This is a genomic window from Holdemanella sp., from assembly GCF_056804935.1.
This window is the reverse complement of sequence record NZ_DBMEXE010000128.1, coordinates 1-4,690: the sequence shown is the minus strand read 5'-3', so window position 1 is coordinate 4,690 and position 4,690 is coordinate 1. Positions and strand designations below refer to the sequence as shown.

The 4,690-nt window shown below is 35.3% G+C and carries 7 protein-coding genes and 1 other annotated feature; of the genes, 2 read left to right on the top strand and 5 right to left on the bottom strand.

All coding sequences use genetic code 11. The features are described from left to right. The first annotated feature begins 168 nt into the window (after positions 1-168). Positions 169-972 carry an HAD family hydrolase gene (locus tag ACZQCL_RS06630; RefSeq protein ID WP_117573316.1) on the top strand — a complete coding sequence of 268 codons (804 nt, stop codon included), beginning with the start codon at positions 169-171 and terminating at the stop codon, positions 970-972. 142 nt (positions 973-1,114) lie between these two features. Here the strand turns inward: ACZQCL_RS06630 and rplL are convergent, their stop codons facing one another. The 5 genes from rplL to ACZQCL_RS06605 all read right to left on the bottom strand — a co-directional run bounded on the left by rplL (position 1,115) and on the right by ACZQCL_RS06605 (position 4,222). Then, positions 1,115-1,483, bottom strand: coding sequence for a 50S ribosomal protein L7/L12 (rplL, locus tag ACZQCL_RS06625; RefSeq protein ID WP_003866295.1), 369 nt, complete (start codon positions 1,481-1,483; stop codon positions 1,115-1,117). Between the two features lie 22 nt (positions 1,484-1,505). Further along, the gene (gene rplJ, locus ACZQCL_RS06620; protein ID WP_227992158.1) at positions 1,506-2,045 is read right to left on the bottom strand and encodes a 50S ribosomal protein L10; all 540 of its coding nucleotides are present in this window, start codon (positions 2,043-2,045) and stop codon (positions 1,506-1,508) included. A 32-nt stretch (positions 2,046-2,077) separates the two neighbouring features. Continuing rightward, positions 2,078-2,197 (bottom strand) — a sequence feature (ribosomal protein L10 leader region). A gap of 30 nt (positions 2,198-2,227) precedes the next feature. Next, complete coding sequence (gene rplA / locus ACZQCL_RS06615; RefSeq protein WP_118116353.1) at positions 2,228-2,914, bottom strand: 50S ribosomal protein L1; 687 nt, start codon at positions 2,912-2,914, stop codon at positions 2,228-2,230. Positions 2,915-2,928: 14 nt separating this feature from the next. After that, a complete protein-coding gene (gene rplK, locus ACZQCL_RS06610) occupies positions 2,929-3,348 on the bottom strand; it encodes a 50S ribosomal protein L11 (protein ID WP_003866292.1) in 420 nt (139 codons plus the stop codon). 145 nt (positions 3,349-3,493) lie between these two features. Next, positions 3,494-4,222, bottom strand: coding sequence for a hypothetical protein (locus ACZQCL_RS06605; RefSeq protein ID WP_482482351.1), 729 nt, complete (start codon positions 4,220-4,222; stop codon positions 3,494-3,496). 205 nt (positions 4,223-4,427) lie between these two features. Between ACZQCL_RS06605 and ACZQCL_RS06600 the strand changes: the two genes are divergently transcribed. Then, a partial coding sequence (locus ACZQCL_RS06600) for a transposase (protein ID WP_482482349.1) occupies positions 4,428-4,690 on the top strand: 263 nt, incomplete at its 3' end.

Sequence of the window (4,690 nt, the reverse complement as noted above, 5' to 3'; positions counted from 1 at the left end):
GGCATTCGAAATAAAGATATATGCCCAGAAGTCAATTTATATAAGACGTTGTATGAGTGTTGATTTTAGCTTTATATCCTAATTTATTAAATGTGTCTTTTATAAAAAAATTTTATACGCATTCCCCATTCATTAAAGTATAATATAGACAAGAATAGAGGTATGTTTATGAAACACAAAATTGTATTTTTCGACATGGACGGAACACTTTACCAAACCGAAAATGACGTTATTCAAGAAAGCGCATTAGACGCTATACAGACACTAAAAGATAAAGGATATATTGTCTGTGCGGCAACTGGCCGTCCCTTAAATCAAATGAAACTTATATTACAACGCGTTCAATTTGATTATTATGTATTGATCAACGGAAGCTACATTCTAGACAAAGATTTTCAAGAAATCGGAAGCTATCCAATCTTACAAGACAATGTGAATGACTTAGTCAATTTCAGCAAAAAACATGAAACAGGTCTGATGTTTCACTTTGGAGATGCCACATACATTTACAACAACTTTTACCCAATGTATGACTTTTGTAAATACTGCAACGTACTAGATTCACTATTCTACGACCCTAGTCAGTCCTATCATTTAAGGCACAAAGCCTTTAATGCCGTAGTTCTTACTAAAGATAAAAAATTAGTTGACCAATTTATGGAAACTCACCCAAATCTAAGGAACGATTTAATTAACGTTAAAACCGATGGATTCTGCTTCGATATCTTCAATGCTGATAATGATAAATCAAAAGGCATTGAAATGATTCTTGAAAAAACAGGATTCACATGGCAAGATACCATCTGTTTTGGAGATAGCACAAATGATATCCATATGTTAAAGAAAGCCGATATTGGCGTTGCGATGGGAAATGCGAGTGATTTTGTCAAAAGCTACGCAAATTTTGCCACAACATCTACATACGATAACGGTATCTATAATGCAGTCACAAAAATATTAAAAGACGAATAAACATATATAAAAGACATCATCGCAATTAGAATGATGTCTTTTTTAGTATCATAATAGTATCATTTAAGCCCATGCTCATTAAATGAATAGAAAAAAAGCCTTTATCTAAGGACAAAGGCTTTAATTACTTATTAAGCTTAAATTACTTAATTTCTACAGTAGCTCCAGCAGCAACTAATTTTTCTTTAATTGATTCTGCTTCTTCTGGAGATACGTTTTCTTTAATAGCAGCTGGAACACCATCTACTAATTTCTTAGCGTCAACTAATCCTAAACCAGTGATTTCACGTACGGCTTTGATTACAGCAACTTTTGTTCCACCAACATCTGTTAATGTAACAGTTACTTCGCTAGGTCCTGCAGCTTCTTCAGCAGCAGCAGCTGGAGCAGCAACAGCAGCAGCAGCTACTACACCAAATTTTTCTTCGATTGCACTTACTAAGTCGTTTAATTCTAAAATTGTTGCTTCTTCTAAATAAGAAAGAATTTCTTCTTGAGTTAATTTAGCCATTTTATTTTCCTCCTATAATTAATTACGCAGCAGCTTCTTCTGTAGCTGGTGCTTCTTCTGTTTTTACAGATCCGTTTTCTTTAGCTTCTGCCAATGCTTTAACAGTCATAGCAAATTTGATAACTGGAGCATTTAAGCAAGATGCGAATTTAGCCAACATACCTTCTTTGTTAGGTAATGCAGACAATTTTTGGATAGTAGCTTCGTCTACCATAGCTCCATCCACGATACCAGTTTTTAATACCAATGCTTCATGGTTTTTAGCGAATTTAGCTAATACACGAGCAGGAGCAACTGGATCTTTACCAAATGCCAATGCGTTAGGTCCAACTAAAGTTTTTGCGAAATCTTCGTGGCCTAATTTTTCAGCTGCACGACGAGCGATTGCGTTACGGTAAACTTTGAATTCAACGTTTTCTTCACGCAAAGCACGACGAAGTTCTGTTACTTCCTTTACTGATAATCCACGGTATTCTACTAATACAATACTACTAGCAGCTTCCATTTTTTCAGATAAGGCGATAACGTCAGCTTCCTTTTGTGCAAGGATGTCTTTGTTCATTCGATCCACCTCTTCTTTCATCTATTGTAACAATATTCAAAAGAAAAGCCCGCATCAAAGACGGGCTAATTGTGCAAAGTCAATGCATCATACCCTCGGTAACATTATTAAGCATATGCCGTTACTGTCTTTGGAATATTGATAACAATCTGTAGTTTAATTTATTTTACTAGATTTGTCAATTACTTAACGATTTCAACGTGGATTCCAGGACCCATTGTTGTTGAAACAACTAAGTTTTTCATGTATGCACCTTTTACAGTTGCAGGACGAGCCTTAGCAATTGTGTTGAAGATTGCATTGAAGTTTTCAACTAATGCTTCATCAGTAAAACTTGTTTTACCGATGGCTAAGTTGACGTTTCCTTCTTTGTCAACACGGTAAGTAACTTTACCTTTTTTGATTTCATCAATAGCCTTAGCAACATCCATTGTTACTGTACCAGTCTTAGGGTTTGGCATTAATCCTTTAGGACCTAAAACACGTCCTAAACGACCTAATTGACCCATCATATCTGGAGTAGCTACTAATACATCAAAATCGAACCAACCTTTAGAGATTTTTTCGATAATATCTGCACCACCAACGAAATCAGCACCAGCAGCCTGAGCTTCTTTTTCTTTTTCGCCTTGTGCAACTACACAAACGCGTTGTGTTTTACCAGTTCCATTAGGTAATACCATTGCCCCACGAATTTGCTGATCAGCGTGACGAGGGTCTACGTTTAAACGGAAACTTACTTCAACACTTGCGTCGAATTTTGTTTTACTAGTTTCTTTAGCTAATTTAACAGCTTCTTCAATTGAATAAGTTTTTGAACGATCAACCAATTTAGCTGCTTCAGCATATCTCTTACTTACTTTTGCCATTATTGATGTTCCTCCTATTCAAATCCTTCAACCTTGATACCCATGTTACGTGCAGTACCAGCAACAATACGCATTGCAGCTTCTACATCGTTGGCATTCAAGTCTGGCATTTTGTACTCAGCAATTTCTTTTAATTGATCAACTGTAATTGTACCAGCAACTACTTTTTGATCTCCACTTGCTTTTTGTACGTTTGCTGCTTTTTTCAATAAGTTAGCAGCAGGTGTTGTTTTCAATACGAAATCAAAACTCTTATCTTCATAAGCAGTAATGACAACTGGAACAATATCACCTTTACGATCTTTTGTTGCATCATTGAAAGCTGTACAGAACTGAGGCATGTTGATACCAGCACTTGCTAATGCTGGACCTGGTTTAGCTCCACCAGCTTGGAACTGCAACTTACAAACTTTTGTAACTTTTTTCTTGCTCATAAGACGTTCCTCCTATATTTTGTCCTATGCTGTGGTAATACGAACAGTTACGCATTCTCCCACGCACGCCTATTTACTATACACCACTATAATCTGTGATGCAAGCTCATTTTAGAAAAAAATTAGAGAAAATCATCGATTCTCTCTAATCATTCGCATCCTCCTTCATACGAAGAATTGATTTTTTAAACTTATCCATCTTCTTCTGCGCTCTTTCATCATCATGATCATATACTTCACTTCTCAAATCCGATTGGAATTCATAAATATCAGACTGCATATCCGACCAAACATCATAAATATCCGATAAACAATTCGACCAATCATCGTAAGCATCCGAACTTGCATCACTCCACACATCGTAATCTTCCGTATCATATGCATCTTTAATAATTCCATCATAATAGATATCATACATATTTTTTACAGTCTTATCATATATATCATACATATCCTTACCCGCATCTTCATATATATATTCATAGATTCCGCTCAAATCTTTGTATTTCACTTTATATGATACATCCTCATTCATAATCAATTCAGCATACTTATAAGCATATTCCCTCAATCGAACGGACAACAACTCTGTCTGTTTTAAAGCATCATCATAATACGCTTTTACCTTATCTACATTTTTCGTATATATATCAAAATCTGTTATTTCTTCACTCAAAGCATCCCTTTCACGCTCTAACTTTGCCTTTGTGTCCTCAACATCCTTAATTGCCATTTCCTCTATTTCGTCTATCGTAGAAGCAGATACCTCAATTACATTCACATTCACTTTTCGTTCTGCATCATTTTTGGCAACAGGTGTACTTGTACAACCGCTAAGAATCAAGCACAATCCTAAACACACTAACTTTTTCATCATTATTCACTCTTCTTTCCAAACTCATCAATTACATCTTCTAAACAACAAGGTAACTCTCCAGTTATCTGAACTATATTCAATACATCTTTTTTGCTTTGTAAATTGATGTTAGCATATAAATAGGACTAGTCAAAAAGAGAAAATTTACACCAGTGGTACAATAGAAAGAGGATGATTCACAGACGAAGGAAGGCAAAAGAAAATGGCAAATAAAAAGAAACAGTTTGATCAAGAATTTAAACAAAATGCAGTTAATTATTGTTTAACACATCCAGAACTTAGTCGTAAAGAATGTGCGAAAAATTTAGGTATTGGAGATAGTACTTTATATAGATGGAAGCAAGAAGCTAAAGCCAATAACAACCAGGCAACATTTAAAGGTTCAGGAAATCTAACAGAGACCGAGCTTGAAAACAGGCGTTTAAAACGTGAATTAAAGGATACGCAAGATGCTCTTGAAATTCT

Coding starts and splice junctions, on each gene's coding strand:
- rplK (WP_003866292.1), bottom strand. CDS start 3,348: ATGAGCAAGAAAAAAGTTACAAAAGTTTGTAAGTTGCAGTTCCAAGCT.
- rplL (WP_003866295.1), bottom strand. CDS start 1,483: ATGGCTAAATTAACTCAAGAAGAAATTCTTTCTTATTTAGAAGAAGCA.
- ACZQCL_RS06630 (WP_117573316.1), top strand. CDS start 169: ATGAAACACAAAATTGTATTTTTCGACATGGACGGAACACTTTACCAA.
- rplA (WP_118116353.1), bottom strand. CDS start 2,914: ATGGCAAAAGTAAGTAAGAGATATGCTGAAGCAGCTAAATTGGTTGAT.
- ACZQCL_RS06605 (WP_482482351.1), bottom strand. CDS start 4,222: ATGAAAAAGTTAGTGTGTTTAGGATTGTGCTTGATTCTTAGCGGTTGT.
- rplJ (WP_227992158.1), bottom strand. CDS start 2,045: ATGAACAAAGACATCCTTGCACAAAAGGAAGCTGACGTTATCGCCTTA.